Origin of the sequence: Metallibacterium scheffleri, assembly GCF_002077135.1 — a bacterium.
Classification (GTDB): domain Bacteria; phylum Pseudomonadota; class Gammaproteobacteria; order Xanthomonadales; family Rhodanobacteraceae; genus Metallibacterium; species Metallibacterium scheffleri.
In genome coordinates this window covers 1026435-1050534 of record NZ_LDOS01000001.1, presented here as the reverse complement: position 1 = coordinate 1050534, position 24100 = coordinate 1026435, and the positions used below count along the sequence as shown (strand labels likewise).

The following is a 24100-nucleotide window of genomic DNA, read 5'->3' as shown; positions in this document are numbered from 1 at the left end:
GTCATTTCGATGCAACGGGACGACCGGCGGCTTCGGGCAACCTGCCTCAGCCATTCTGCGCCAGCGGCACGCCGCGCTCGGCGGCATCGTAACGGTCCTTGAGAATGCGCACGCGACGCACGTACAGTCGGGTTTCGTCATAAGGCGGCACCGCATCGTTGTACTTGCGCACTGCCGCCGCACCCGCGTTGTAAGCCGCCGTGGCCAGGGTGATGTTGCCACCGAAATCATGCAGCAACCGGGCCAGATAACGTGCGCCGCCGAGGATGTTCTGCGCCGGGTTGAACACATCCCGCACCCCCATGTCGATGGCCGTGCCCGGCATCAGCTGCATCAGCCCCTGTGCGCCTTTGTCGGACATTGCGTAGGGATTGAATGCGCTTTCGGCGTGGATCACGGCGCGCAGCAGCGCAGGGTCGAGCCGGTAGCGCGCAGCCGCGACATCGATCTCACTGGCATAGGCATGCAGACGCAACGGCACCGTGTACCAATCGATATTTGAATGCGGATTGCAGGCATAGCAGGTCGAAAGGTAGGTAAACAGGGCATCCACGCGCCGCGCCTGGATGCCGACCGGGCGCACATTGGTGTATTCCACCGCGCCGCTCGCCAGAGTGACCTTGTAGACCGTGCCACGCAGCACGCGCGCGTTGCGCTGCATGCGCGGCAGCGTGGTCACCAAGGCTGGACTCAGCGTCGCCACCACTGGCTGCGCCGGCGCAACCTGCACGCTGCTCGATTGCGCGCCTGGCCGCTTCGCCGCGGGCTGGAGCGGCCCCCGCAGCGCACGCGCTGGCGAGAGGGTCTGCACACTTTCGTCATGCAGCGCCCTGCAATCACGATAACCGGTGCGGCTGGAGCTGAACACGATCTCGCCGCGCTGGCCGACACATCGCCACAGTGTCGCCGCCTGGGCGCCAGGGCACACGCAGGCAAGCCCCAAGGCCAGCAGCGGCAGCAAGCTCCAACACGTGCGCAAGAACTTCCCCATGACGCACAGTCTGCCCGCACCCGCGCGTACTGCCAAGCGCGCGGCTGGCGACACCGGTGCCGCACGATTACCATGACGGGTTGATTCGAGGTGCAGCATGGCGCGCAAACTGTTCATCAAAACCCACGGTTGCCAGATGAACGAGTACGACTCGGCGAAGATGGCCGCCGTGCTCGGCGCCAGCGATGGCCTCGAGTTGACCACCGATGAAACCACAGCCGATGTGATCCTGATCAATACCTGCTCGATCCGCGAAAAAGCGCAGGATAAGGTGTTCAGCCAGCTCGGGCGCTGGAAACAGCTCAAGCAGGAGCACCCCGGACTACTGATCGGCGTCGGCGGTTGCGTGGCCAGCCAGGAAGGCGAGGCGCTGCTGGCGCGTGCGCCCTACGTGGACGTGGTATTCGGCCCGCAGACCCTGCACCGCCTGCCAGAGCTGCTGGACGCGCGCCGCAGCAGCGGCCGCGCCCAGGTCGACATCAGCTTTCCCGAGATCGAGAAATTTGACCGGCTGCCCGAGCCGCGCGCGGAAGGCCCCTGCGCATTCGTCTCGATCATGGAAGGCTGCTCGAAATACTGCAGTTACTGCGTGGTGCCGTACACCCGCGGCGAAGAAATCAGCCGGCCATTCGACGACGTCATCGCCGAGGTCGCCAGCCTCGCCGAACAGGGCGTGCGCGAAGTCAACCTGCTGGGGCAGAACGTCAACGCCTACCGCGGACCCCTGCACGAGGGCGGTAGCGCCGACCTCGCGCTGCTGATCCGCACCCTCGCCGAGCTGCCAGGAATCGGCCGCATCCGCTTCACCACTTCGCACCCGCTGGAGTTCTCCGACAGCTTGATCGAGGCTTACCGCGACGTGCCCAAGCTGGCCAATTACCTGCATCTGCCGGTGCAATCCGGCAGCGACCGCATCCTCGCCGCGATGAAGCGCGGCTATACCGCGCTGGAGTTCAAGCACAAGTTGCGCAAGCTGCGCGTGGTACGACCCGACATCACCCTGAGCACCGATCTCATCGTCGGCTTCCCCGGCGAGACCGAGGCCGAATTCGAGCAAACATTGAAGCTGATCGAGGACGTCGGCTTCGACCAGAGCTTCAGTTTCATCTACTCGCGCCGCCCCGGCACGCCCGCTGCCAACCTCGCCGACGACACGCCCGATGCGGTCAAGCACCAGCGCCTGGCACGCCTGCAGGCATTGCTCAACGCCAACGCGCAGCGCTACAGCGCGGGCATGGTCGGCAGCGTGCAATCCGTGCTGGTCGAAGGCCCGAGCAAGAAAAATCCGCAGGAACTCAGCGGCCGCACCGAGAACAACCGCACGGTCAACTTCCCCGGCCCGGCCAGCCTGCGCGGCCAGTTCGTGGACGTGACCATCACCGCCGCACTGAGCAACTCGCTGCGCGGGCGTCTGACCGAAACCGCCAGCAACGCCGCTTGAGGATTCACGCCACGCTCTCGGCGCTATACCGCGCCAGCAGGCCGCTACGGATGGCACCGCGGAACACGCGCACGAAAAACCCCAGCGCCAGCGCGATCTGCAGCAAGGCCAGCGTCGTGGCCAGCAGCAAGGTCCCGGGCTGCACGCCATGCCCGGCCGCCAGCGCGCGCAGCCCCTCGAATACATAGGCCGGCGGTAGCGCGTGCGCGACCCACTGCATCCACTGCGGCAGTACGTGCAATGGATAAAACACCGCCGCGAACGGCGACAGCAGCGCCGGGATCGGCCACACCAGCCACTCCGAGGCCGGCCCCAGACGCAGCACCACGGCGCTGGCGAAAATGCCCAGGGCGATGCCGAACAGGAACAGCACCGCCAGGAATCCGGCGGCGGGCAACCCGAACGCCAGCAGCGACAGGCCGAAGGCGAAGCGCGCCAGCAGCAACATCACCGCCAGGCTGATGCAACTGGTGAGGACGCTGGTGGCGACCAGGCCGGCCACGTACTCGCTGACGTTGATCGGACTGGCGAACAGATTGAGAAAACTGCGCGACCACACATCCTCGAAAAACGCCGTGGTCACGCCCTGCATGATGCGGCCGAAGAAATCCCACAGCAGCACCGCGCCCAGCAGGGTGAGGGTGAAATCCGGGCCGTGGGCGCTGAGCGAGCCCAGATAGCGGGTGATGAAGCCCCACAACACGATGTCGATCGCCACCCACGCCACCAGCGGCACCACGCGCGTCGGACTGGAGCGCATCAGGTCGATCTGACGCAGCACGATGGCGCTGACCCGGCGCAGGTTCATGCGTCAACCCCATGGGCCAGCGGCTCGCGCGCGATGCGGATGAACAGGTCTTCGAGCGAGGCATCGCCATGTTCGGCGGCGAGCCGTCGCGGATCGCCCTGCAGCAACACGCGGCCGCGCGCCAGCAGCAGTACGCGATCGCATACCTGCTCGACCTCGAGCATGTTGTGCGAAGTCCACAGCACCGCGCAACCGTTACGCGCGGCCAGATCGCGGATCATCCGGCGCAAGTCGTCGGCGGTGGCCGGATCGAGCGAGGACGTCGGCTCGTCCAGCAGCAGCAGGCGCGGTCGGTTGAGCAGGGTCTTGGCCAGCGCCACGCGCGCCTGCTCGCCGCTCGACAACAGGCCGCAGCGCGTGTGCGCCAGCGCCGTCAGCTTGAATGATTCGAGCAGCTCGCCCACGCGTCGCGCCGGCTGCGCCAGCGCGTACAGCCGTGCGAAGAACAGCAGATTCTGGCGCACCGTCAAATTGCCCGGCAACGGCGCGTAGCTGGCCTGGAAGTTGACCATCGCCAGCGCCGCCGTACGCTGCCGGGCCAGATCCAGTCCGGTGATCAGCACCTGCCCCGAATCGGGCGCGAGCAGGCCGAGGATCATGTTGATCGTGGTGGTCTTGCCGGCACCATTGGGGCCGAGCAGTCCGACGATCTCGCCGGCTTCAACGCGCAGCGAGATGCCGCGCACCGCGGCCTTGCCAGCGTAGCGTTTGGCGATATCGCGCACCTCCAGCGCGGGCGGAGCGGCGGTGGCTGGCGCGGTGATCGGAGCAGTCATCATGCGATGGTGCCACGCGGCGCATGCAAATCCAGCATGCCCGATGCACGCCCGTGCCCGCGCTATGCTTGCGCGCATGTCCGCATCCACCATTGCCCGCGATTTTCAGCTCGAACCCGACGACACCGAGCGCCTGGCCAATCTGGCCGGGCCGCTCGATGCACACCTGCGCATGATCGAACTACGCCTGGGCGTGGAGATCGCCGCGCGCGGCAGCGCGTTCCGCGTGATCGGCCCGCCGCAAACCGCCAGCGCCGCCGAGCGCTTCATCAAAAACCTCTACGCGGAAACCAGCGACACCGCGCTGGACGAGCATCAGCTCAACCTGCGCCTGCAGGATGCCAGTCTCGATGCAGCGGCGCAGGCACTGGTCGAACAGGCCCAGGACGTGGCGATCAAGGTCAGGCGCGGCCTGATTCGCGGACGTGGCCCCAGCCAGGCGCGCTACCTGCACGCCATCGCGCGTCACGACATCAATTTCGGCATCGGTCCGGCCGGCACCGGCAAGACCTACCTTGCCGTGGCCAGCGCGGTCGAGGCGCTGGCGCAAAACCGCGTGCAACGCATCATCCTCACGCGCCCGGCCGTGGAGGCCGGTGAAAAGCTCGGTTTCCTGCCCGGCGACCTCAGCCAGAAGGTCGATCCGTATCTGCGTCCGTTGTACGACGCGCTGTACGAAATGCTGGGCTTCGAGAAGGTCGCCAAACTCATCGAGCGCAATGTCATCGAAGTCGCGCCGCTGGCCTACATGCGCGGGCGCACGCTCAACGATTCCTGCGTGATCCTCGACGAGGCGCAGAACACCACGGTCGAACAGATGAAGATGTTCCTCACGCGCATTGGTTTCGGCTCGGTGGCCGTGATCACCGGCGACGTCACCCAGGTCGATCTGCCGCGCAACGTGCGCTCCGGGTTGCGCCACGTGGTCGAGGTGCTGCGCGATGTCGAAGGCGTGAGCTTCACGTTTTTCAGCGCGCGCGACGTGGTGCGCCACCCGGTGGTGGCGCGCATCGTGCGCGCATACGAGGCGTCCGAGGACGCCGAGGCGGCGACCCGGGAGCAGGGGCCCGGGACTCACAAAATGCATCGCGCCGTGGACTGATCCGCGATGGCCCCGCGCATTGCCCGCCCGACGCATCGCAATGGCGTATCCCGCGCCCCGCTCCTGCACTTGCATCTCAGCTACGCCGTGACGCGTCGCGGTCTGCCCGCGGCGGTTTCATTCCGGCGCTGGATCGAGACAGCGCTGCGTGTCGCCGGGCGTGGCGAAGCCGTCGAACTATCGGTGCGCATCGTCGGCGCGCGCGAGGGACGCCTGCTCAACCGGCGCTACCGCGGCCGCGATTACGCCACCAACGTGCTGTCGTTTCCGGTCGAACTGCCCGCGGGCGTGGATCTGCCGCTGCTTGGCGACATCGTATTGTGCGCGCCGGTGCTGGCAGGCGAGGCAAGCGCGCAAGGCAAGCGGCTGGCCGCGCACTGCGCGCATCTGAGCATCCACGGCGTACTGCATCTGCTTGGTTACGATCACCGCAAGCGCAGCGACGCGGCGCGCATGGAGGCGCTGGAAGTCGCCGCGCTGGCCGCCGTGGGCATCGAGGACCCTTACCGTTCGCGCTGAGCGCATGGCACTGCCGTCATCGACGCGGCGCGATTTTCCGCTATGCTTTCACGTCCTGCCCCGCGTGGGCGTGGTGCACACAGGCAATGAACGAAGGTCCGAGTACCAGCGGTCCGGTGCGGCGCTCTTTCTGGGGCCGCCTGGGCCAGATGCTCGCGGGCGAGCCGCGCAACCAGGCCGACCTGCTCGAAGAACTCCGCCTCGCCGCCGACAACGGCCTGATCACGCGCGACACCTTGGCCATGGTCGAGGGCGCGCTGGAAGTCAGCGGCTTGCGTGTCGCCGATGCCATGGTGCCGCGCGCGCAAATGGTGATGATTCCGGCCGACGCGAACTTCACGCAGATCCTGGCCACGGTCACCGAAACCGGGCACTCGCGCTTCCCGGTGCATGGCGAGGACAAGGACGAGATCCTCGGTGTGCTGCTGGCCAAGGACCTGCTGCGCTTCCACGATCGCAGCACCGATTTCGTGCTGTCCAGTCTGCTGCGCCCGGCCGCGCTGATCCCGGAATCGATGCACCTCAACGTTCTGCTGGGCGAGTTTCGCCTGACCCACAACCACATGGCCGTGGTGGTCGATGAATATGGCGGCGTGGCCGGCCTGATCACCATCGAGGACGTGCTCGAGGAGATCGTCGGCGAGATCGATGACGAACACGATGACGAGGAGGCGCCGCAGATCCAGGCGCAACCCGACGGCAGCTTCCTGGTCGACGCGCTGACCCCGATCGAGGATTTCAACGAGCGCTTCGGCACGCAGTTCTCCGACGAGGATTTCGATACGGTCGGCGGCCTGGTCACCGATGCCATTGGCCACCTGCCGGAGCACGATGAGGAAACCGTGCTCGATGGCCACTCCTTCCGCATCACCGCGGCAGACGACCGGCGCGTGTTGCAGGTACGCGTGACGCACCCGGCATGATGAAACCGTTGCGGCATCTGCTGATGCTGGTGCTGCTGCTCGCACTGGCGCCGCTGGCGCATGCCGGCATCAGCAACGCGCCCGGGCGCGATCTGCGGGTCGAACTGGTCACCTATGGCCCCGGGCGCGTGTATTGGGAGCGTTTCGGCCATGTCGCCATCATCCTGCGCGACACACGCAGCGGCGAGGCGGTGAGCTTCAACTACGGCGTGTTCGATTTCGACACGCACGATTTTTTCCTCAAGTTCATCCGCGGCCACATGCTGTACAGCATGGACGCCGAATACGCCGGCCCCGAGGTCACCAGCTATATCGACGCCGGGCGCGCGGTGCGCATCGAGAAACTCGCCTTCACCCCGGCGCAGGCTTCGGCGCTGCGCGATTTCCTGCTGTGGAACGATCAGCCGCAGAACCGTCGTTACCGCTACGACTACTTCTATGACAACTGCGCCACGCGCGTGCGCGATGCGCTCAACCGCGCGCTGGGCGGCGCGATCCAAGCGCAGACGCAACAATCAGCCGGCGCGCGCACCTTCCGCAGCCAGTCCGAACGCATGCTGGCGCACGACCTGCCGCTGATGCTGCTGGTCGACCTGGGTCTCGGCCCACGCGCCGACCGGCCGCTGACGCAGTGGCAGGACAGCTTTTTGCCGGTCACACTTTCCGACCTTGTGCGGCACGTGCGTGTACCCGACGGACGCGGCGGCACGCAGCCGCTGGTGACGTCCTCGCGCCTGATTTATGCCGGCGATGTAGCGCCGCCCCCGCCGGCGCCACCGGCGTTGCGCTGGCCGCTGCTGGCAATCGGCCTGGCCTGGGCCGCGCTGCTGCCGTGGGGTGCACGCGAACACGCAGGCGCCTTGGCGCGCTGGCTCGGCGCCGCGGCGGCCGGCCTGTATGCGCTGCTTGGCGGCTTGACCGGGCTGATCATGCTGGCGCTGTGGACGCTGACCTCGCATCGCGCGGCGTGGGCCAACGAGAATCTGCTGCAGTTCGATCCCATGCTGTTGTTACTGATCTGGCCGCTGCTGCGCGGCTTGGGCACGCGCCGCGTGGCGCGCCACTGGACGCGGGTCCTTGCGCTGGCGCTGGCCGCGCTCAGCGTATTCGGCCTGCTGGCCAAGTTCAGCCCATGGTTCGTGCAGGCCAACCTGCACTGGATCCTGTTCGCGCTGCCCTTGAATCTGGCGCTGGCATGGACGCTGTGGCGGCCACGCGTGACGCGCTGAGCGCGCGCCACGCAGTTCGGCCAGAATCGCGGCATGGCCAACCCCGTGCCCGCGCAGCATCCCGCTGAAAACCTGCCTGCAGCCGTGCCCGGCGTAGTCGCCTGCGTCGCCTACGAGCGCAACGGCCAGCGTCTGGGCGACATCGATCTGGCCGCGATCAGCGACACGCTGCGTGAACGCGGCCGTTTCGTGTGGGTTGGCCTGTACGAGCCGGACGACGCGCTGCTGGCGCGGATGCAGGAGGAGTTCGCGCTGCATCCGCTGGCCGTGGAGGACGCGCGCAACGCGCACCAGCGGCCCAAGATCGAGCCCTACGGCGAAAGCCTGTTCGTGGTGGCACGCACCGCCGCACGCGCGGGGGCGCGCATCAGTTTCGGCGAGACGCATGTGTTTCTCGGCGCCAATTACATCATCAGCGTGCGTCACGGCAGCTCGCCCAGCTACGCGCCGGTGCGCCACGCCGCCGAGCAGAATCCGGCGCTGCTGGCGCAAGGTCCGGGCTATGCGCTGTACTCGGTGCTTGATGCCATCGTCGATGGCTTCATGCCGGTCCTGGAAACCTACCAGGCCGAGCTGGAGGATCTGGAAAGCGCGATCTTCGCCAAGCAGTGGAAGCGCGGCACGCTGAAACGACTGTATGGCATGCAACGCGAACTCACGCGCCTGCGCCTGGCGGTGGCGCCGCTGCAGGACGTGCTGGCCCAGCTCGAACGCTTGCACCCGGCGTTCATCCCGGAAACCGTGCGCCCCTACTTCCGCGACGTCAACGACCACGCCAACCGCATCAACGACGCGGTCAGCGCGATGCGTGAAATGCTCGGCGCGGCGATGAACGTGTCGGTCTCGCTGGTCACACTCAACCAGAACGAGGTCGTCAAGCGCCTCGCCGGCTGGGCCGCGCTGCTGGCCGTACCGACCCTGCTCACCGGCTGGTTCGGCATGAACTTCCGCCACATGCCGGAGCTTGACCAGCCCTGGGCCTACCCCGCACTGATCGCGTTCACCCTGACCCTTTGCGGCGGGCTGTACCTGATGCTCAAGCGCGCGCGCTGGCTATGACGCGGCTGCCCCGTCGTGCGCGGCCAGCAGCGCGCGCAGGAACGGGATGGTGATGCGCCGGCGTCCGGCCAGCGCGGCACGGTCGATGCGTTCGAACAACTCGTGCAGGCTGCGCAGATCGCGCGCCGCGCGTGCGAACAGCCAGTCGAGCACGGCCGGTTCCAGGTCGATGCCGCGCGCGGCGGCCCACTCCTGCACCAAGGCGCGCCGCGCGGACTCATCCAGCGCGCTCAGCGCTGCCTGCATGCAAGCGCCCAGGCGCGAGCGCAAATCGGGCAGGCCCGGCGCCAGTGCCGATAGCGGCAGCGCGCTGGCCAGCAGCAGGCTGGAGCCCTCAGCGCGCAGGCGATTGTAGAGGTCGAACAACGCGTGCTCGGCCTCGGCGTGGCCGGCCAGCGCCTGCACATCGTCCAGCGCCAACAGTTCGGCGCCGCCGAGCGCGCGCAGCGCGCCGGCATCAGCGCGCAGGCGCGCGGCATCCAGATATTGCGCACGGCGACCAGCCGCTTGCGCGGCCTGACAGGCGGCGACCAGCAGATGCGTCTTGCCGCTGCCGGAAGGACCGCTGAGCAATACCCACGGCGCCTGCGTGCCGAGCGCCAGCGCCTGCACCGCGGCCAGCGCGGGTGCGTTGCCAGGCGCGCTGCGGAAATGCTCGAAACGCTGGCGCGGCGGCCAGCGCAGCGCCAGCGGCAATTGCCGTGCCTCAGCCGGGTTCATGCACGTCGACTTCGGACTTGTCCGCAGTGGGCGCACCCATCTCCGGTGCGGATTCGCTGTCTGCACGAGGCGTGGCCTCCTCCTCCCGTGTATACAGCGCACTGGCCATGTAGCGCTCGTGGGCGTAGTTCAGTACCACCACCGCCACCGCCGCCAACGGCAGCGCCATCAGTATCCCGAAGAAACCGAACAGCTGCGCGCCGGCCAGCACCGCAAAAATCACTGCGACCGGGTGCAGGCCGATCCTGTTGCCGACCAGGCGCGGCACCAGCACGTAACTTTCCAACACTTGGCCGACGGCGAACACCCCCAGCACCAGGACGATGTGCAGCCAATCGCCACCGTACTGCGCCAGCACCGCGATCAACGCCGCGATCAGGCCGGTGATGAAGCCCAGATAAGGCACGAAGCTGACCAGCCCGGCGAGCACGCCGATCAAAGGTCCCAGGCCCAGTTGCGCGACCAGGCTCAGCCCCAGTGCGTAGTAGATGCCCAGGCCCAGCATCACCAGCAACTGGCCTTTGAAGAATGCACCGAGCACCGCGTCGGACTCGCGCGCCAGACGCGTGACCGTGGGCTCGACATGGCGCGGCAGCAGCTCGCGCACGCGCTCCACCAGTACGTCCCAGTCGCGCAGCAGGTAGAAAAACACCACCGGCACCAGCACCAGATTGGTGGCCCATTCGAGCAACGCCAACCCCGAACGCGTGACATGCCCGAGCAACGCGGCGGCGATGCCACCCGCCTGCTGCCAGTGCTGTTGCAGCAAATTGATGACGTGCTGCGGATCGAACGTCTCCGCGGGCAGATGCAGGTGCTGCGCGAGCCATGGCGTGGCAATTCCGCGAAACCACGCCAGCGCGGCAGGCAGCGCCGCCACGGCGCGCGCTAACTGGTGCTCGAGCAGCGGCAACAGCAGTGCCAGCAGAATCAGTACCGCGACGCTGAACACCACGAACACCAGCGTCACTGCCAGCGTGCGCGACATGTGGCGCTGCAGGCGATCGGCCAGCGGATCGGCAATGTAGGCCAGCAATGCGGCCAGCACGAACGGCGTCAGCACCGGCGCCAACAGCCACAGCACGTAGCCGATGACCGCGACCAGCAAGGCCAGTTGCAAGCGGTACAGTGCCTCCGGGCCCATCAGCGCCGCTCCTTGTTGCGCCAGGTGCGGCGCGCGCGCACACCCCAGCGCAATACGTAATCGATGCCGCTGGCCACGGTCAGCGCACCCACCGCCCACGCCGGACCGCGCAACGGCAGCGTTGCCTGCGACCAAACCAGAGTCAACAGCACCGCCAGCACGAAGGCGATCTGTGCCAGCGTGTTGAGCTTGGACAGCAGGCTCGGACGCGCAGTCAGCGGTCCCAGCAGCACGCGCCAAGCCAGCGCACCGGCGATGATCACCACGTCGCGCGCCAGCACCAGCAGGGTCAACTCCAGCGGCACCGCGCCGACATAAGTCAGCGCGATGAAGCAGCCGACCAGCAGCAGTTTGTCGGCCAGCGGGTCCAGCGTCGCGCCGAGCCGGCTTTGCCAGCGAAAGCGCCGCGCCAGGAATCCGTCCAGCGCATCGGACAGCGCCGCCAACGCTGCCAGTACGAGTGCAGTCGGATAGTCACGGTAGCCGATTGCCAGTGCCACCGGCAGCGCCAACAGCAGGCGCAGCGCGCTCAGCAGGTTGGGCAGGTGGCGCCAGCGCGTGGCGGCGCCTGGCGGCGAGGCGGCAACACGCTGCATGGGGGCCTCAGCGCACCCAGTCCAGGGTCACATCGGCGCCGGGTTGCGCCGCCGCATTGACCAGGTGCCCGCTGGCCGCCAGGTCAGCGGCGACCGTGGTCAGCGGCGCATCCAGGCGCAACGTCAGCATCAGGCTGTTGCCGGAGGCCTGCATCGGCAGCGCCGCGCGGATGCGTGGATCGCGGCGCAGCAGCGCCATCAACGCGGCATAATCCTCGGCGCTGCGCAGGTGGCCCACCCACAAGTGTTCGGGTACGCCGGATGCCGCGCCGGGTGCGGCCGCGAAGCGCGCCAGCAAACGATCGGCAGAGGCATTGCCAGCCGCGGCCAACATATCGGCCATGCTGCCGGGCGGTGCCTGCCAGGTTTTGCTGGCGGCGCCCATGACCAGGGTCCAACTGCCGCCGCCGGGGGTGATGTTGCCGATCAGCGCGAGGCCGGTTCGGTACTGACGCGCCAGCGCATCGAGGGCCGTCGGATCGGCAGCCCGCAGCGCCGTGGCCGCCGGCGCGCCCGCTTGCGGCAGCACGAATTCGATGCCACGCGCGGCGCCTGCGGCCAGCAGGGGCGCGGCCGTGGCCGCGGCCAGCGGCTGTCCATTGAAACTGATCTCGGCCAGCACCGGCGGGCGCGGTGCCGGCCAGATCGGTAGCGCCAGTTGCCGCGCCAGGCCCAGCAAGGCCTGCGGATCGAAGCCCACCTCCAGCATCAGCGCACCTGCGGAGCCTTGCGCATAGCGGTAATCATTGACCAGTGATGGAGCATTGCTCAGCGCCGCAGCCACATCCGGCAACGCCATGACCTGCGGGTTGCCGCTGAGCCGCACCAGCACCGCAGCCGCGGCCTGCACGATGGCCTGATTGCGCGCCACGCTGGTGGTGCCGGCCACGGGCACGGTGGCGTGATACAGCGCAGCGGACGCGCGCGCCACGCCACCACAAGCGGCGCAGAGCAGCAGCAGCACAGTCAACCCGATCGCGCGCATGGCGCCTCCGTATGTACGCAGCGGACAAAGCCCAAGCAGTCTGCCCAATCGCGGCGGCGGCGTCCAATGCGCGGCGCAAGCGCGCGCGAGGCCACTGCTATCATGGCGCGCTGATTTTCCCGCTGCCCGTGCCTCCCAGGACCGCCATGAGCTCCGAGCCCGATCGCCTCACTTACCGTGCCGCTGGCGTGGACATCGACGCCGGTGCGGCGCTGGTCGAGCGCATCAAGCCGCACGTTGCGCGCACGCTGCGTACCGGGGTCATGGGCGGACTGGGCGGGTTCGGCGCACTGTTCGAGCTCGGCGGCCGCTATCGCGAGCCGGTGCTGGTGTCCGGTACCGATGGCGTCGGTACCAAGCTGAAACTGGCGCAGGAGCTGGGGCGCCACGACGGCATCGGCATCGATCTGGTGGCCATGTGCGTCAACGACGTGCTGGTGCAGGGCGCTGAACCGCTGTTTTTCCTGGATTACTTCGCCACCGGCAAGCTCGATGTGGATGTGGCCGAACGCGTCATCGCCGGTATCGCGCGCGGCTGCGTACTGGCTGGCTGCGCGCTGGTCGGGGGTGAAACCGCGGAGATGCCGGACATGTACGCAGCCGGCGAATACGACCTCGCTGGATTTTGCGTCGGCGCGGTGGAAAAGAGCGCGCTGCTCGACGGCAAGCGGGTGCAGGTCGGCGACATGTTGCTCGGCATCGCTTCCAGCGGCGCGCACGCCAACGGCTTCTCGCTGGTCCGGCGCATTCTCGAACGCGCCGGCAAACCCTGGGATCTGGATCTTGGCGGCAGCACGCTGGCCGAAGCATTGCTGGCGCCCACCACGATTTACGTCAAGCCCATGCTGCAACTGCTGGCTGAACTGCCGCCACACGCCATGGCGCACATCACCGGCGGTGGCCTTACCGAAAACATTATCCGCGTGGTGCCCGCGACGCTGGCGCTGGACATCGACGCCAGTGCTTGGCCGCTGCCGCCATTGTTCGCATGGCTGGCCGAAACCGGACAGCTCAGCGATGCCGAGCTGTGGCGCACCTTCAATTGCGGCATCGGTTTCGTGGTGCTGGTGGCTGCGGAGCAGGTCGCCGCCAGCAGCGCCTGGCTGACGCGCGCCGGCCTTGCGCACTGGTCCATCGGCAGCGTGGTGCCGGCGCGCGCCGGGCAGCCGCGCGTGCATATCGCGCGCCGGTGAATGACACGTCGCGCATGCCGCGTCTCGCGGTACTGGTGTCCGGCCGCGGCAGCAATTTCGATGCGCTGCGCGCGGCCATCGCGGCCGGACGATTGCACGCTGAAATCGCGTTGCTCGCCAGCAACCGCGCGGATGCGCCGGCACTGGTGCGCGCGCGCGCGGCGGACATCGCCACCTTCGCCAGCGACAGCCGCGGCAGTGGCGACCGCGCCGCATGGGACCGCGCCTTCATGGCCGCGGTGGCCGCCGCGCAACCCGATCTGATCGTGCTGGCCGGCTTCATGCGCCGCCTCGATGCCACTGCCGTCGCGCCGTGGCTGGGGCGCATGCTCAACATCCACCCCTCCCTGCTGCCGAAATACCCTGGTCTGGATACGCACCAGCGCGTGCTCGCCGCCGGCGATGCCGAGCACGGCGCCAGCGTGCATTTCGTCACCGCTGAACTCGACGGCGGTCCGGTGCTGGCGCAGGCGCGCATGCCGGTACTGCCCGGCGACACCCCGGCCGACCTCGCCGCGCGCCTGTTGCCGCTGGAGCACCAGCTATTGGTGGCCGCCGTGGCCGCCGTGGCCAGTGGTCGTTGCCGCATGCAGGGTACGGCGATCCTGTGCGGCGGCCAGATCCTGCATGCACCCCTGCAACTGCAGGACGATGCCAGCCTTGCTTGAGCGCGGATTCAGCCAGCGCACGGCAAGCTCGCCCCACTTTGCCGGATGAACCGCCATGCGCTTGCTGAAAACCTCGCCCCGCCGACTGCCGCCACTGCTGCTGGCGTTCGTCTTACTGCCACTGGCGATCGCCGCGCAGGCCGCCGCGCCGCCGCCCTTCAGCGCGCAATACCGCGTACTGCGTGACGGCGACGCCATCGGCCAGGCCACGCTCAGCCTGAGTGGCGCACGCGACGGCGAGTATGTGTTCAGCAATGTCACGCGCGGCAGCGCCGGGCTGGCCGCGCTGCTCGGGCTGGATGTCAGCGAGTCCTCGCGCTTCCGCTGGCACGATGACGCCGTGCAGGATCTGGGCTATCGCTACCACATGCAGAGCGCGTTCAAGTCGATCACGCGCAGCACGGCGTTCGATTGGCCCGGCGGCCGGATCACCCTGCGCGACGGGCACGCGCAGCAACACTACGCCGCCGTGCCCGGCACGGTCGATCGCAATCTGGCGGTACTGGTGCTGGCACTGCACGTGGCTGCCGGCGCGCGTGGCACGGTGGTGGTGCCGGTGGCCATGTCTGATCGGGTATCGCGGCAGCACTACGCGATCGCCACCATGCCGGTTGCGCTGCACGTGCCTGCCGGCGATTACCAGGCTTACGCAGTGCAGCGCAGCGATGCCGACAACGGCTTGCGCGCCTGGTTTGCCCCGCCGATGCTGGCGCCGGTGCGCATGGAACAGCGCGACGGCAAGGGCACGGTGTATTTGCTGGAACTGGAGCGCGCACCGCGCTAGTGCGGCGTGTGCGGCGCGATGGAGCGGTCAGCCCGGCAGGCGGCGGATATGCGCGCCAAGACCGGCAAGCTTTTCCTCGATGCACTCGTAGCCGCGATCGATGTGATAAATGCGATCGACCGTGGTGTCGCCCTGCGCCACCAGTCCGGCCAGTACCAGCGAGGCCGATGCGCGCAAGTCGGTCGCCATCACTGGTGCGCCACTCATGCTGGGCACGCCCTGGATGACGACCGCGTTGCCTTCCATGCGGATGTCGGCGCCGAGGCGCTGCAATTCCTGCACGTGCATGAAGCGGTTCTCGAACACCGTCTCGGTGATCACGCCGACGCCCTCGGCCACGCAATTGAGCGCGGTGAACTGCGCCTGCATGTCGGTGGGAAACGCCGGATACGGCGCGGTGGTGATATTGACCGCGCGCGGGCGCTGGCCGTGCATGTCGAGGCTGATCCAGTCCGCGCCAGTGCTGATGTCGGCGCCAGCGTCCTCGAGCTTGGCCAGCACCGCGTCCAGCGTATTCGGGCGCGCGCGCTTGGCCAGCACCTTGCCGCCGCTGATCGCACCGGCCACCAGAAACGTGCCGGTCTCGATGCGATCCGGCAACACGTCGTACTCGGCGCCGTGCAGGCGCTCGACGCCTTCGATCACCAGTGTCGAGGTGCCCGCCCCCTCGATGTGCGCGCCCATGGCGTTGAGGCAGTGCGCGAGATCGACCACCTCGGGCTCCTGCGCGGCGTTGTCGATGATCGTGGTGCCCTGCGCCAGCACGGCCGCCATCATGATGTTCTCGGTGCCGGTCACGGTGACCACGTCCATGGCGATGCGCGCACCGCGCAGGCGCTTGGCGCGCGCCTTGATGTAGCCGTTCTCGACGGCGACCTCGGCGCCCAACGCCTCGAGGCCGCGCAGGTGCTGATCGACCGGACGCGAGCCGATGGCGCAGCCGCCCGGCAGCGAAACCTCGGCCTGACCGAAGCGCGCCACCAGCGGTCCCAGCACCAGGATCGAGGCACGCATGGTCTTGACCAAGTCATACGGCGCATAAAAGTTGGTCGCGCCACGCGGATCGGCGTGGATGCGCATGCGCTCGTCCACCACCAGTTGCACGCCCATCTGGCCGAGCAGTTCCATGGTCGTGGTGACATCGTGCAGATGCGGCACGTTGCCGATCACTACCGGGCCATCGGCCAGCAGCGTCGCAGCGAGGATCGGCAGCACCGCGTTCTTGGCGCCGGACACGCGAACTTCGCCGTGCAGGGGGGAGCCCCCGCTGATCACGATCTTGGCCATGGACCTCAGTACTCCAGGCTGGCAATGCTGCGCATTCCCGCTGCGCACGCGCGTGCGTCTTGTTCAAGCACGCGCAGCCTCCTCGGGGGTGAGAGTTTTCAGGCTCAACGCATGGATGGCACCGCCCATCAGCTCGCCCAGCGCGGCGTAGACCATGCGGTGGCGCGCCAGCGGCAGTTGGCCGGCAAATGCAGCGCAGATCACGCGCGCCTCGAAATGCACGCCATCCGGACCGCTGACCTCGGCACGCGCGCCAGGCAGGCCTTGCTCGATCAATGTCTGAATCTGCTCGGGGTGCATGGGCGAGGATCAGCGTCAGGCGCGGCCACGCGCGCGCGAAGGGTTAGAATGCAAGCTGCTCATGGTAGCGGATCGCGTTCGCGCCCGATACCGTCGCGCCCTCCCACGGACCCGCACGTGTCTGCGAAACCGCACGTCCAAGTAACCGATGACGCCGCGCTGATCGCCAGCGCGCGGCGCGTGATCCTCACCGAGGCGGGCGCGCTGCACGCCCTGGCGCCGCGTGTCGACGCTACCTTTGCCGCCGCCTGTCGCATCATTCTCGGCGCGCGCGGGCGCGTGGTGCTCAGCGGCATGGGCAAGTCCGGCCATATCGCGCGCAAAATCGCCGCGACACTGGCCTCCACCGGCACGCCGGCATTCTTCGTGCACCCGGGCGAGGCCAGTCATGGCGACCTCGGCATGATCACCGCCAGCGATGTAGTGCTGGCCCTTTCGTATTCGGGTGAAACCGAGGAACTGCTCACCATCATGCCGCTGCTGCAGCGCCAGGGCATCCCGCTGCTGGCGATGACCGGCAAGCCGCACTCGACGCTGGCACGACAAGCCAATGTGCACATGGATGTCAGTGTCCCGTCCGAAGCCTGCCCGCTGGGTCTGGCGCCCACCGCCAGCACCACGGCAGCGCTGGCGCTGGGTGATGCGCTGGCGATCGCGCTGCTCGAAGCGCGCGGCTTCACCGCCGAGGATTTTGCCTACTCGCATCCGGCCGGCAGCCTGGGCAGGCGCCTGCTGCTGCGCATCGAGGATGTCATGCACCGCGATGCCGCGGTGCCGGCAGTGCGCGCCGAGGCCAGCCTGAACGAGGCACTGACCGAGATGAGCCGCAAGGGCCTGGGCATGACCGCCGTCATCGATGAACAGCGGCGCCTGCTGGGCGTGTTCACCGATGGCGACCTGCGCCGCGCACTGGACAATCGCGATGTGGACCTGCGCAGCACGCCGCTGGCGCAGCTGATGACGCACTCACCGCGCACCATCGCACCGCAGCGTCTTGCAGGCGAAGCCGCGCAATTGATGGAAACGCACAAGATCCAGGGCTTGCTGGTGGTCGAGGGCGAACGCCTGGTCGGCGCCGTGACGTTTCTGGATTTGCTGCGCGCCAAGGTGGTCTGAGATGCAGGGCGAGATTCCCGCAGCGGTGCTGCAGCGCGCGCGCGCCATCCACCTGCTGGCGCTGGACGTGGACGGCACGCTCACCGATGGCCGTCTCTGGTATGCCGAGGACGGGCGCGAACTGAAGGTGTTTCACGTGCGCGACGGGCTGGGGATCAAGCTGGTCCAGCGCCACGGCATCGCGGTCGCCATCATCACCGCGCGCGTCAGCCACGCATTGGCCTTGCGCGCGCGCGAGCTGGACATCGTGCATCTGTATCAGGGACGCGAGGACAAGCGCGCCTGCCTGGGCGAGATAGCCAACGCGCTGGGCCTGCCGCTGAGCGCCTGCGCCATGGTTGGCGACGACCTGCCCGACATCGCCGCGATGCGCAGCGCCGGACTGGCGATTGCGGTTGCCGACGCGCATCCATGGGTCGCGGCTGCGGCGCACTGGCAAACGCAGCGGCACGGCGGCGCTGGCGCAGTGCGCGAGGTTTGCGACCTGCTGTTGCGCGCGCAGGATCTGGCCACCGCCGAACAGGCGCACTGGCAATGAGCCGGCGCATGCTGCTGGCATTGTTCGTGCTGGGCATGGCGGCGGCGCTGACCCAACTGGCACTGTGGTGGCTGACCCCGCCGCCGCCGCCCAGCACGTTTGCGGGGCCACCACGCTCGTCCTACACCCTGTACGACTTCCACCTCACCGCGCTCGGTGACGACGGCCGTCCGGCGCTGTTTCTGCGCGCACCACAGCTCGACCGCCGCAATGGCGACGACGCGCTGTACATCAATGCACCGCGCTTTGTCCTGCCGCAAAACAATGGCCCCGCCTGGCAAGGACATTCGCGCTTCGGCTGGGTCAACGCGCAAGGCACCGAGCTCAAGCTGCTGGGCGATGTGCACATGCTGCAACCGGCTGTCGACGGCGGCCCGCCCAGCACCATCACCAGCCACGACATCACCGCCTGGCCACGCGAGCACCGCCTGGCCAGTGCTGCGCGCACCGAAATTCAGCAGCCCAACGCTACACTCGTGGGCATCGGCTTCCGCGCCAATACCGCCACCCGCACCCTGGAGCTGCTCGATGACGTGCACGGCACCTTCCTGCCCACGACGCACCACGCGCCCTGACCGGCGCGCGCTGCTGCCTGCACTGGCCCTGCTCGCGCTGTTGCTCGCGCCGACGGCGCAGGCGCTGAAATCGGATCGTCAGCAGCCGTTGCGGGTGAATGCGCAACGCTTCGTGGCGGCACAGGATCAGCACATCACCAAGCTGTTCGGCGACGTCACCCTGCAGCAGGGCTCGCTGCGCGGCGTCGCCAGCAGGGGAACCGTCTATACCGACGCCAAGAACAAGGTTACGCGCGTGGTGCTGGAGGGAAGCCCGGCGCAGCTCTCGCAGCAGCTCGACGGCGGCGGCGAGATGCGCTCCACGGCAGCCACCATCGATTACTCTCCGGCCACCGAAACCGCGATCCTGATCGGCGCCGCGCACGTTGATCAGCCCGGCCGCGGCAGCTACAGCGGCGCCAGACTGGTGTACAACACGAATACCGGCGCCATGCAAGGCGAAGGCGCCAGCGGCGGCCAGGTGCATCTGATCTTCCAGCCACACGACAAGACCGCCACGCCGACTCCGGCCAAGCCTGCCACGGTCGCGCCGCCTGCCGTGCAACCTGTGCGCACCCACAGCGGCGGCCAGCACTGATGCTCAGCGCACAAGGCTTGCAAAAGCGTTTCCGCAGTCGCGCCGTGGTGCGAGATTTCGACTTCGAGCTGCAGCAGGGCGAAGTGGTCGGGCTGCTCGGTCCCAATGGCGCCGGCAAGACCACGTGCTTCTACATGATCGTCGGGCTGGTGCAGGCCGACGCGGGTGCGATCCGCCTCGACGAGCGCGACATCACCGGCCTGCCCATGCACGCGCGCGCGCGCCTCGGTATCGGCTATCTGCCGCAGGAGCCGTCGGTGTTCCGGCGCCTGAACGTGGCCGAGAACATCCTCGCCGTGCTCGAACTGCGCGACAACATGAATCGCGCGCAGCGCGAGCTGATGCTGGAAGCGCTGCTGGATGAACTCAAGATCGCGCACCTCGCCGGGCAACAGGGCCAGAGCCTGTCCGGCGGCGAGCGCCGGCGCGTGGAGATCGCACGCGCGCTGGCCGCGCAGCCGCGCTACATGCTGCTGGACGAGCCCTTCGCCGGCGTCGACCCGATCTCGGTCGGCGAGATCCAGCGTATCGTGCGGCACCTGAAGGAACGCGGCATCGGCGTGCTGATCACCGACCACAACGTGCGTGAAACCCTCGGCATTTGCGACCACGCCTACATCCTCAACGAGGGCAGCGTGCTCGCACGCGGCTCACCGCAGCACCTGCTCGCCGACGAACAGGTGCGTCAGGTCTATCTGGGCAACGAATTCAAGCTCTGAGATCGGCGCAGCATGGCGGCCCTGCCCGCAGCCAGCGTTTGCAAAGTCGTGATCGCGCGATTCGCCGTACCCGTCGCCACGTGCCGCGTGCGACGCTGGCTCTGGCTGGCGTACGCCGCGGGCGCTAGGATGCAATCGGGATCATTCACACGCAGAAGGCGCGCATGAAGCCAGGCCTGCAGCTGCGGCTCAACCAGCAGCTCACCCTCACGCCGCAACTGCAACAGGCGATCCGCCTGCTGCAGCTTTCGCGGCTGGAACTGGAAACCGAGCTGCGCGAGCTGGCCGAATCCAATCCCCTGCTCGAGCTCGACGGCGAGGGCGTGGACGAATCCGAAGTGGAAGTCGCTGACGGCACGGCCGCCGAGGTCGCCACCCCCGACGCCGACGCTGGCGCTGGCGCTGGCGACAGCATCGAGTTCGGCGAAATGCGCAGCGATGGCGCTGGCCAGGATGATCGTGCTGCCGACGAACGCAGCGACGACCGCGGCAGCGAGGCCTGGGACGGCGAGGAATTCGGCGCCACGTCCTACGGCAACGGCGCCGGCCATGACGATGACGACGGTTTCGAGGCGCAGGACGCCGCGCCGGTGAGCTTGCATGAGCACCTGCTGCACCAGGTCAACCTGCTCAACCTGTCAGCGCGCGATCTTGCCATCGCCCTGGCGCTGATCGATGCCGTGGATGAGGACGGTTACCTGCGCGAGGGTCTTGCCTCCGTGCAGGCTGCGCTGCGCGAACCCAACATGGGACTAGACGAGATCGAAGCCGTGCGTCACCGCCTGCAGCAGCTCGATCCCGCAGGCGTGGCCAGCCTCGACCTGCGCGATTGCCTGACCGCGCAGTTGCGCGGCATGGCGGCCGACACCGAGCACCTGCATCTGGCGCAGGCAATGATCGCCGAGCACCTGGAAACCCTGGCGAAGCGCGATTTCGCGCGCATCGCGCGCAGCCTGCAGGCGCCGCCGGAAGCCGTGGCCGAAGCCGCGGCGCTGATCCGCACGCTGGATCCGCGCCCCGGCGCGGCGCTGGGCGCGCCCGCGGTCGAATACGTCGCGCCCGATGCCTACGTGCTGCGCGAGCACGGCCGCTGGCAGGTGCGTCTGGCCGCGGGCAACCAGCCCAAGCTTGGCCTCAATCGCCACTATTGCGGCCTGATCGCGCGTGCGCGGCGTGAAGACGCGGCCTACCTCAAGGGCCAGCTGCAGGAAGCGCGCTGGCTGATCAAGAGCCTGCAGGCGCGCGCCGATACCCTGCTGCGCGTGGCCGAAGCCATCGTGCGGCAGCAGAGCGCGTTCCTCGACTTCGGCCCGGAGGCCATGCGCCCGCTGGTGCTGCGCGAGATCGCCGAGGAAGTCGGCATGCATGAATCCACCATTTCGCGCGTGACCACGCGCAAGTACCTGCGCACCCCACGCGGCACCTTCGAGTTCAAGTATTTCTTTTCCAGCGGCGTGTCCACCGACGATGGCGGCGCGGCCTCGGCCACTGCCGTGCAGGCGCTGATCCGCAAACTGGTGGACGCGGAAAGCCCGCGGCGGCCGCTGTCCGATCAGGCATTGACCACCGAGCTCAACCAACGCGGCATTCAGGTGGCGCGGCGTACCGTGGCCAAGTACCGCGAAGCGCTGCGCATTCCCAGCTCATCCGAGCGACAACGCGCCGGTTGAACCGGCAAGGAGCGTCCCCACCCATTCACTGCAGGCTTGCGCCCGGCCCAAGCGCGCGGGCTGGACGCCACGACGACCAGCGCGCCCACGATGACAAATGGAGAGCACCATGCAAATCCAGATCAGCGGCCATCAGATCGAAGTCACCCAGGCACTGCGCGACCATGTGCAGAATCGCCTGAAGAAACTCGACAAATACTTCGACAACGTCACCTCGCTCGCCGTGGTTCTTTCCGTGGAAAAGCTTGAACAGCGCGCCGAGGCCACCCTGGCCGCCGCCGGCCGCACTCTGCACGCCGAGGCTAGCGATGGCGACATGTACGCCTCGATCGACACGCTGCTGGACAAGCTGGTCGCGCAGTTGCGCAAGCACAAGGAAAAACTCACTGCGCACCACCGCGAGGAAGGGCGCGAGCTGCGCGCCGAGTAAGCGCACGCTCACCCAATGCACACCCGGTGGCGTGCGTCACGCGCTCGCCACCATTGCTCCACCGCAGTCCATCTGGCCGTGCACCACATTTGCGCAGGCCGCGATCGCGGCGTAGCGTGTCCGCGCATCGCTCGCTCGCACGCGGAGCCCGTCCATGCATGCCAACCCCTAATGCCCCGATCGAGATCATCCTGACGCTCACGGCATGCGCCGCGACTGCGTTCTGGTGGCGGGGCCTGCGCAAGCTGCGGCATGAGTCGTCGGATCACGCGATCTGGACGCTGGTCGTTGGCGGCTTGCTGATGCTGCTCATCCCGCCACTCGCGGCGTGGACTTTATCCAGCCTGTGGCTGGAAGGGCCCAGTGCACAGGCGCCCCAAGTTGCTGCGTTCGCCTTGTTTGCCTGCATGTACGGGTTGCCGGCCTTGCTGCCACCGCGCTCCCGATTGCAGGCTACGTCCGGCACGCCAGCCCGCGTGTCGAGCGGCTATATCGCGCTGGCGTTTGCGTTCTTGCTGGTGTCGGCTGCGCTGCGCTGGCTCACCCGTGACACCCTTGGCCCCTGGCTAGGCGCTGTTTTGCTTGTGGCTGCTGGCGTGTCGCTGCTGCCGGCCAGCACACGCGCCAGAGTCCGGCTTGCGGGCCTGTGGAATCCGTCCGCACATTGAGGAATCCGGCAGCGTGCGGCAACGGTCCCAGGTCTGCAGGATCGACCATCACCGGGATCAGTCCCCGGCCTGCGCGCGATACAAAACGTTCTGAAAAGGCGTCAACGCGGCGATCACCGCATCGCGAAACACCCCGTCGCGCGTGATGCGCCCCGCGCTGAGCAGGCCGTAGGCGCCCTCGTCGTGGTTGCTGCCGACGCGACCGAACAGCGCGTCCATGACCTCCGACAGCTCTACGCCACCTGCAGCCAAGCGCGCACCGACGCCGTCCGGCAAAGGCATATGCACGCCATGCGCCACGTATAGCATGCGGCCATCCCAGGCCGCGCACACCGACACCAGATACCAGTGATGCGTGAGCCGGTCGTCGTAATCGACGCCGCCCTCCAGGCCCAGACCGATGTCCGCGCCGGGCGCTGCCGCCAGTGCGCTGCGCGCACGCGCCATGGCGCCACGCACGGTTTCCTCCACGCGCAACGGCTGGCTCGCGACACCCGAGGGCACCGACACGCAGATCGGTTCGCAACCCGTGGCCAGTCGCACCGCGCGGCGTTTGGCCTGATTGGTGCTGCCCAGGGCGAACTGCATGGTGCCAGTCCTTGCGTACGGGGGAGGATGTGTCGTGTACCCATGCCAGCGCGGATGCATCCAGTGGCAAGCGCGTGACGCCGGGGCGCCTCGGCGCATCACATCATGCCGGTTTCCAGACGCGCGGCGTCGGACATCATGGCGTGGTTCCAGGGCGGGTCGAACACCAGTTCGACATCGGTTTCGGCCACCGTGGGAATCAGCTCCAGCTTGCTGCGCACGTCATCGACGAGGATGTCGCCCATGCCGCAACCAGGCGCGGTGAGGGTCATGCGCACGGCGACCTTGCGTCCGGCATCCTCGGGCAGCGGCGTCAGTGTCACCTCGTAAACGAGGCCCAGATCGACCACGTTGACCGGGATCTCCGGATCGAAGCAGGTGCGCAACTGGTCCCAGACCAGGCGTTCGATGTCGGCATCACCCGCGCCAGCGGGCACCTCGATCGGCGGCGGCGGTGTTTTGCCCAGCGCGTCTGCATCCTTGCCGGCGATACGGAACAAGTTGTAATCGACCACCACGGTGAAGCTGGCGCCCAGCGCCTGGGTGATGTAGCCCGTTTGACCGGCTGGCAGCGTCACCGCGGCACCATGTGGCACATGTACCGCCGCGCAATCGCGCTGCAGGGTGAAAGGTTCGCTGCTGGGACTGTATCCGCTCACGGCATGGGCTTTGCATGAATTCAGGCATGGCTATT

At 67.8% G+C, this 24100-nt stretch carries 28 protein-coding genes; 17 read left to right on the top strand and 11 right to left on the bottom strand.

Annotation, left to right across the window (positions count from 1 at the left end; all coding sequences use genetic code 11):
* Positions 1–46 precede the first annotated feature (46 nt).
* Positions 47–991 carry a lytic transglycosylase domain-containing protein gene (locus tag Mschef_RS04675; RefSeq protein WP_081126620.1) on the bottom strand — a complete coding sequence of 315 codons (945 nt, stop codon included), beginning with the start codon at positions 989–991 and terminating at the stop codon, positions 47–49.
* 97 nt (positions 992–1088) lie between these two features.
* On the opposite strand from Mschef_RS04675, the gene miaB reads away from it, so the two are divergent.
* Entirely contained in the window at positions 1089–2432 is a 1344-nt protein-coding gene (miaB, locus tag Mschef_RS04670) for a tRNA (N6-isopentenyl adenosine(37)-C2)-methylthiotransferase MiaB (protein WP_081126619.1), read from the top strand.
* A gap of 4 nt (positions 2433–2436) precedes the next feature.
* Here miaB and Mschef_RS04665 read toward each other — a convergent pair whose 3' ends face one another.
* Both Mschef_RS04665 and Mschef_RS04660 read right to left on the bottom strand, forming a co-directional pair.
* Positions 2437–3240 (bottom strand): ABC transporter permease, encoded by an 804-nt coding sequence (locus Mschef_RS04665; protein ID WP_081126618.1) that lies wholly within the window; start codon positions 3238–3240, stop codon positions 2437–2439.
* Positions 3237–4019, bottom strand: a complete 783-nt coding sequence (locus tag Mschef_RS04660) for an ABC transporter ATP-binding protein (protein WP_197686715.1) — start codon at positions 4017–4019, stop codon at positions 3237–3239. The genes Mschef_RS04665 and Mschef_RS04660 overlap by 4 nt, the downstream gene beginning before the upstream one ends.
* Positions 4020–4092: 73 nt before the next feature.
* Between Mschef_RS04660 and Mschef_RS04655 the strand changes: the two genes are divergently transcribed.
* The 5 genes from Mschef_RS04655 to Mschef_RS04635 all read left to right on the top strand — a co-directional run bounded on the left by Mschef_RS04655 (position 4093) and on the right by Mschef_RS04635 (position 8848).
* On the top strand, positions 4093–5118 hold the full coding sequence (locus tag Mschef_RS04655; protein WP_081126849.1) for a PhoH family protein: 1026 nt from the start codon (positions 4093–4095) through the stop codon (positions 5116–5118).
* Positions 5119–5124: 6 nt separating this feature from the next.
* Positions 5125–5637, top strand: a complete 513-nt coding sequence (gene ybeY / locus Mschef_RS04650) for an rRNA maturation RNase YbeY (protein WP_081126617.1) — start codon at positions 5125–5127, stop codon at positions 5635–5637.
* Positions 5638–5723: 86 nt separating this feature from the next.
* Positions 5724–6560 (top strand): CorC family transporter, encoded by an 837-nt coding sequence (locus tag Mschef_RS04645; protein ID WP_081126616.1) that lies wholly within the window; start codon positions 5724–5726, stop codon positions 6558–6560.
* Positions 6557–7789 carry a lipoprotein N-acyltransferase Lnb domain-containing protein gene (locus tag Mschef_RS04640; RefSeq protein WP_339325987.1) on the top strand — a complete coding sequence of 411 codons (1233 nt, stop codon included), beginning with the start codon at positions 6557–6559 and terminating at the stop codon, positions 7787–7789. The genes Mschef_RS04645 and Mschef_RS04640 overlap by 4 nt, the downstream gene beginning before the upstream one ends.
* 33 nt (positions 7790–7822) lie before the next feature.
* Positions 7823–8848, top strand: coding sequence for a magnesium and cobalt transport protein CorA (locus tag Mschef_RS04635; RefSeq protein WP_081126614.1), 1026 nt, complete (start codon positions 7823–7825; stop codon positions 8846–8848).
* On the opposite strand, the gene hda is transcribed toward Mschef_RS04635, so the two are convergent.
* From hda to Mschef_RS04615, 4 genes are read right to left on the bottom strand one after another with little or no spacing between them, the layout of a single operon-like run.
* On the bottom strand, positions 8843–9568 hold the full coding sequence (gene hda, locus Mschef_RS04630) for a DnaA regulatory inactivator Hda (RefSeq protein WP_081126613.1): 726 nt from the start codon (positions 9566–9568) through the stop codon (positions 8843–8845). The genes Mschef_RS04635 and hda overlap by 6 nt on opposite strands.
* Positions 9555–10712, bottom strand: coding sequence for an AI-2E family transporter (locus Mschef_RS04625; protein ID WP_081126612.1), 1158 nt, complete (start codon positions 10710–10712; stop codon positions 9555–9557). Before Mschef_RS04625 ends, hda begins: the two co-directional genes overlap by 14 nt.
* On the bottom strand, positions 10712–11308 hold the full coding sequence (locus Mschef_RS04620) for a CDP-alcohol phosphatidyltransferase family protein (protein WP_081126611.1): 597 nt from the start codon (positions 11306–11308) through the stop codon (positions 10712–10714). The genes Mschef_RS04625 and Mschef_RS04620 overlap by 1 nt, the downstream gene beginning before the upstream one ends.
* Before the next feature lie 7 nt (positions 11309–11315).
* Positions 11316–12293, bottom strand: coding sequence for a DUF2066 domain-containing protein (locus tag Mschef_RS04615; protein ID WP_081126610.1), 978 nt, complete (start codon positions 12291–12293; stop codon positions 11316–11318).
* 146 nt (positions 12294–12439) lie between these two features.
* On the opposite strand from Mschef_RS04615, the gene purM reads away from it, so the two are divergent.
* From purM to Mschef_RS04600, 3 genes are read left to right on the top strand one after another with little or no spacing between them, the layout of a single operon-like run.
* Positions 12440–13486: a phosphoribosylformylglycinamidine cyclo-ligase gene (gene purM / locus Mschef_RS04610; RefSeq protein ID WP_081126848.1), complete on the top strand. Its 1047-nt coding sequence runs from the start codon at positions 12440–12442 to the stop codon at positions 13484–13486.
* 14 nt (positions 13487–13500) lie between these two features.
* Complete coding sequence (gene purN, locus Mschef_RS04605; RefSeq protein WP_081126609.1) at positions 13501–14154, top strand: phosphoribosylglycinamide formyltransferase; 654 nt, start codon at positions 13501–13503, stop codon at positions 14152–14154.
* 55 nt (positions 14155–14209) lie between these two features.
* Positions 14210–14938: a DUF3108 domain-containing protein gene (locus tag Mschef_RS04600; protein WP_081126608.1), complete on the top strand. Its 729-nt coding sequence runs from the start codon at positions 14210–14212 to the stop codon at positions 14936–14938.
* Between the two features lie 27 nt (positions 14939–14965).
* On the opposite strand, the gene murA is transcribed toward Mschef_RS04600, so the two are convergent.
* On the bottom strand, positions 14966–16225 hold the full coding sequence (gene murA, locus Mschef_RS04595) for a UDP-N-acetylglucosamine 1-carboxyvinyltransferase (protein ID WP_081126607.1): 1260 nt from the start codon (positions 16223–16225) through the stop codon (positions 14966–14968).
* A 63-nt stretch (positions 16226–16288) separates the two neighbouring features.
* Entirely contained in the window at positions 16289–16525 is a 237-nt protein-coding gene (locus Mschef_RS04590) for a BolA family protein (protein ID WP_081126606.1), read from the bottom strand.
* Between the two features lie 117 nt (positions 16526–16642).
* Here Mschef_RS04590 and Mschef_RS04585 point away from each other — a divergent pair, with 117 nt between their 5' ends.
* The 8 genes from Mschef_RS04585 (at position 16643) to Mschef_RS04550 (ending at position 22818) form a co-directional block, all read left to right on the top strand.
* Positions 16643–17641, top strand: coding sequence for a KpsF/GutQ family sugar-phosphate isomerase (locus Mschef_RS04585; protein WP_242426447.1), 999 nt, complete (start codon positions 16643–16645; stop codon positions 17639–17641).
* Position 17642: 1 nt separating this feature from the next.
* Positions 17643–18179, top strand: coding sequence for a KdsC family phosphatase (locus Mschef_RS04580; protein WP_081126604.1), 537 nt, complete (start codon positions 17643–17645; stop codon positions 18177–18179).
* 8 nt (positions 18180–18187) lie between these two features.
* On the top strand, positions 18188–18754 hold the full coding sequence (lptC, locus tag Mschef_RS04575) for an LPS export ABC transporter periplasmic protein LptC (RefSeq protein ID WP_168708937.1): 567 nt from the start codon (positions 18188–18190) through the stop codon (positions 18752–18754).
* Positions 18708–19331 (top strand): lipopolysaccharide transport periplasmic protein LptA, encoded by a 624-nt coding sequence (gene lptA / locus Mschef_RS04570; protein WP_081126602.1) that lies wholly within the window; start codon positions 18708–18710, stop codon positions 19329–19331. The genes lptC and lptA overlap by 47 nt, the downstream gene beginning before the upstream one ends.
* Positions 19331–20050 carry an LPS export ABC transporter ATP-binding protein gene (gene lptB / locus Mschef_RS04565; RefSeq protein WP_081126601.1) on the top strand — a complete coding sequence of 240 codons (720 nt, stop codon included), beginning with the start codon at positions 19331–19333 and terminating at the stop codon, positions 20048–20050. The genes lptA and lptB overlap by 1 nt, the downstream gene beginning before the upstream one ends.
* 164 nt (positions 20051–20214) lie before the next feature.
* Positions 20215–21720, top strand: coding sequence for an RNA polymerase factor sigma-54 (locus Mschef_RS04560; protein WP_081126600.1), 1506 nt, complete (start codon positions 20215–20217; stop codon positions 21718–21720).
* Between the two features lie 109 nt (positions 21721–21829).
* Positions 21830–22150, top strand: a complete 321-nt coding sequence (gene hpf / locus Mschef_RS04555) for a ribosome hibernation-promoting factor, HPF/YfiA family (RefSeq protein WP_081126847.1) — start codon at positions 21830–21832, stop codon at positions 22148–22150.
* Between the two features lie 158 nt (positions 22151–22308).
* On the top strand, positions 22309–22818 hold the full coding sequence (locus Mschef_RS04550) for a hypothetical protein (RefSeq protein ID WP_081126599.1): 510 nt from the start codon (positions 22309–22311) through the stop codon (positions 22816–22818).
* Between the two features lie 57 nt (positions 22819–22875).
* Here the strand turns inward: Mschef_RS04550 and Mschef_RS04545 are convergent, their stop codons facing one another.
* Positions 22876–23406, bottom strand: a complete 531-nt coding sequence (locus tag Mschef_RS04545) for a DUF84 family protein (protein WP_081126598.1) — start codon at positions 23404–23406, stop codon at positions 22876–22878.
* A 98-nt stretch (positions 23407–23504) separates the two neighbouring features.
* Complete coding sequence (gene sufT, locus Mschef_RS04540; protein WP_081126597.1) at positions 23505–24065, bottom strand: putative Fe-S cluster assembly protein SufT; 561 nt, start codon at positions 24063–24065, stop codon at positions 23505–23507.
* Positions 24066–24100 lie beyond the last annotated feature (35 nt).